The 3,441-nt window shown below is 63.3% G+C and carries 3 protein-coding genes and 2 pseudogenes; 3 read left to right on the forward strand and 2 right to left on the reverse strand.

What is annotated here, in order from left to right; all coding sequences use genetic code 11:
• The 3 genes and pseudogenes from K8V11_RS04555 to K8V11_RS04565 form a co-directional block, all read left to right on the forward strand.
• Window positions 1-713: Mur ligase family protein (locus K8V11_RS04555; protein ID WP_303911218.1), on the forward strand; the 713-nt coding region annotated here is incomplete at its 5' end.
• A complete protein-coding gene (locus K8V11_RS04560) occupies window positions 713-1,459 on the forward strand; it encodes a type 1 glutamine amidotransferase (RefSeq protein WP_303911220.1) in 747 nt (248 codons plus the stop codon). The genes K8V11_RS04555 and K8V11_RS04560, both read left to right, overlap by 1 nt.
• A gap of 41 nt (window positions 1,460-1,500) precedes the next feature.
• A pseudogene (locus K8V11_RS04565) lies at window positions 1,501-1,788 on the forward strand (very short patch repair endonuclease); the annotation flags it as partial.
• Between the two features lie 24 nt (window positions 1,789-1,812).
• Here K8V11_RS04565 and K8V11_RS04570 read toward each other — a convergent pair.
• On the reverse strand, window positions 1,813-2,970 hold the full coding sequence (locus K8V11_RS04570) for a DNA cytosine methyltransferase (protein WP_303911222.1): 1,158 nt from the start codon (window positions 2,968-2,970) through the stop codon (window positions 1,813-1,815).
• Window positions 2,971-3,027: 57 nt separating this feature from the next.
• A pseudogene (locus K8V11_RS04575) lies at window positions 3,028-3,441 on the reverse strand (hypothetical protein); the annotation flags it as partial.

The raw sequence follows: 3,441 nt of genomic DNA on the forward strand, positions 1-3,441 counted from the left end.
CGGGCGACTCGGTGAGTTGTCCGCGTACCGGTTCCGCGGTGGTCCGCTCCACCGAGCCGGGTGTCTCCGGCGCCACCGAGATGCATTGGCACGCGACCGCCACCATGCCCGGCGGCGCCCGCTTCGAGCGCCCGACGCCCGCGTGGTGGGTCGACGACACCCACATCCACGGGCCGGACGGGTTCTCCGCGCCGATGGAACTGGCGCTGCCCGGCCGTGCGAACCGCGGCAACGCGGCGCAGGCCGTCGCGGGCGCCGTGGCGATGGGCGCCGATCCGCAACGCGCGGTCGAGGCGGTCGGGAAGGTGTCTGACGTCGCCGGCCGCTATTCCACGGTCACCCTCGGCGAGCAGGAGGCGCATCTGCTGCTCGCGAAGAATCCCGCGGGCTGGCAGGAGGCGCTGTCGATGATCGACAAGTCCGCAGAGGGCCTCGTCATCGCCGTCAACGGCCAGGTCGCCGACGGCGTGGACCTGTCGTGGCTGTGGGACGTGCAGTTCGAGTCGTTCTCCGAGCTCGAGGTCTTCGCGTCCGGCGAGCGCGGCGCGGACCTGTCGGTGCGGCTCACCTACGCGGGGGTCAAGCACACGCTGATCGACGCCCCGCTCGAGGCGATCGCCGCGTGCCCGCCGGGCCGGGTCGAGGTCCTCGCCAACTACACGGCCTTCCGCGATCTCGGTCGCGCGATCGGCGAACGCAAGGGAGGCAAGTAATGAGCACGAGCGATTCGACGGTTCGGATCGGGTTGATCCTCCCCGACGTGATGGGCACCTACGGCGACGACGGTAACGCGCTGATCCTGCGGCAGCGGTTGCGCTGGCGCGGATACGATGCCGAGATCGTGCGCATCACGCTCGACGATCCGGTCCCGGATTCCTGCGATATTTATGCCGTCGGCGGCGGTGAGGATGCCGCGCAGGTGCTCGCGACGAAGCACCTGAGCGATTCGCGCGGGGTGCAGTCCGCTGTCGCGAAGGGCACCCCGGTCCTCGCGATCTGCGCAGGTATGCAGATTTTCGGCGAATGGTTCGCGATCGCCGATGGTTCGCGCGTGCCCGGCCTCGGCCTGCTCGATGTCACTACGCTGCCGCAGAAGACCCGCTCGATCGGCGAGGTCGCGTCCACTCCCCTGCTGGACGGCCTCACCGAGCCGCTCCTCGGCTTCGAGAACCATATGGGCGCCACGAAGCTCGGCCCCGACGCGGCCCCGCTCGGCCGTGTCACCGCCGGGACGGGTAACGGCGTCGCCGGTGGCGAGGGCCCCGCCGATGACGGCGGAGAGGGCGTAGTTCAAGGCAGCATAATCGCGACGTACATGCACGGTCCTGCGCTCTCGCGCAATCCCCAGCTCGCGGATCTGCTGCTTTCTCGGGCTCTCGGCGTGGATGCGCTGGATCCGGTCGATGTGCCGGCGCAGGAGCGCCTGCGGTCCGAGCGCCTCGCCGCGGCTCGCCGCTAGTCCGCGCCGGTCGCTGAAATTATCGAAGGTTCCAGTTTCCAATTCCCACAGATCCGCGAACCAGCGAGCGAATGCGGAGGCAGAAGACTAGAGATACAGCGTGCGAGCTCGCCATCCGCCGGGAACTTCACGCTCGTGGCCGTCGATTTCGCCTAGATGTCCGCCCCGACGCCACCATTCGGACACGGGCCGATATTGCGTGGAAGTCTCGCCGGCTTGCGGTGTTTGTTGACGGTTGTTTCTGGCACGGTTGCCCACTCCATGGCACGTCACCGCGCAGCAACGCCGGGTGGTGGAAAAGCAAGATCGCCGGTAATCGGGACCGCGATATCCGACTCGCATCCGAACTGGCCTCACGCGGCTGGACGGTCCTCCGGATCTGGGAGCACGTCGCTCCCGTCGATGCCGCGGACCTCATCGACCGTGTCATTGTCCGAATCGATTCCGGAATCCATCGCTTTGATGATCTTTTCCCCGATTGCAGCGCCGAGAGCGACGGGTACCGCATTGCCGATCTGCCTGGCAATCGAGGTCTTGCTTCCTACCCAGAGTGATTCCGGCCCAAACCCTTGAAGCAGACCGGCTTCGAGATGGGTGATCGCCCGGTTTTCGGTCGGATGGAGGTATCGCCCCTTTTCGGGCTTGAAAAACTCGGTCCGAATGGTCACCGACGGCTGGTCCCAATTCAGCCTGCCCATTACATCGCCCGAACCCGATTTGTGCTTACGCCAGCACGCAGACAGGAGTTCTTCGGGAATCTGGAAACGGTTTCCCCCTTCCTTGATGTAAGAGAAGCGATCTAGCGACAAGTCCGTGTATCGACGGGTCAGATGGAGTTCGTCGAGTCGAAACGGTCCGGGGGTATTACGGCCGTCGACTTTGCATCGTTGTGGTGGCAGATCGATTCTGTCCACCTCGTTGCGAACATCCTCGAGGACCTCTCGGACTGTGATCGGCTTCTCTCGGTGCGTGATGACCGGGAATTCGATCCTGGGCACATCCCGTCGCCAGCCCAGGACTATCGCTCGTTTCCTCTTCTGCGCGGCGCCGTAATCCGACGCGTCGAGAATTTCCACATCAAATGCGTAATCCTGTAGATCGCCGGATTCGATTTCTTCCCGAAAGAGGTCGAATTGCGGGGATTTAAGGAATTGTGGAACGTTTTCGATGATGAAGTACCTGGCGTTCGACGCCTTAACGGCTTCAACGTACCTGCGCCAGAGTGCATTTCGCTCGTCCCGAACGTCCTGCTTGCCGAGGGCGGAGAACCCCTGGCATGGAGGACCCCCGACGACTACGTCAACTTCTCGAATCTCTCCTTCGGCTAGCCAGTCCTCTATCGACTGAGCATGCACTTCGGCCTCCGGGAACGCCAGTTCGAATGTCGCCGCCGCATCCCTATCCAACTCCACGGCGGTATCGACGATGAATCGCTCCGACGCCGCATGAAGACCGCGCGATAGACCGCCGGCCCCGGCGAACAAGTCGAGCGTTGTGATCGTCCCCTTCATAACTTCACAGGCTATAGGATGGGCACGACAGTTCGAAGCTACACCGCCGGCGAGCCGTCATTGCTCGAACCCGATCGCGGTTGCGCTGGCCTCCACGATCTCATTGGTCCATGTACTCCGATCGATTTGATCCAGGGCAGAATCATCGATCAAAGCCATTTGCCGAAGCGTTCGTGCCGTGGCATCCCGGACGAGCTCTTGCGGTGCGCGCGTGTCCGCACTTCGGTAATTTTCCAAGCTCTTTGTCAGCGATGAGATCAGTTCCCGGCTCGACCCGACTGAATCCCGACGCTCGAGGAATTGGTTTGTGTTGCGCTCGCCGAGGAACTTGAGTACCGACATGTCATGTGACACCTGAACGTCGCGCCACCACAACCGTGCCCAAGTGTGACGAGTGAAGTCACTTGCAATGAATCGCTCGATATTGAACTTTCGAGTATGACGCCATCGCCACCACGTCACATCCGAGAG

This window comes from Dietzia timorensis (genome assembly GCF_020742175.1).
Lineage (GTDB): Bacteria > Actinomycetota > Actinomycetes > Mycobacteriales > Mycobacteriaceae > Dietzia > Dietzia timorensis_A.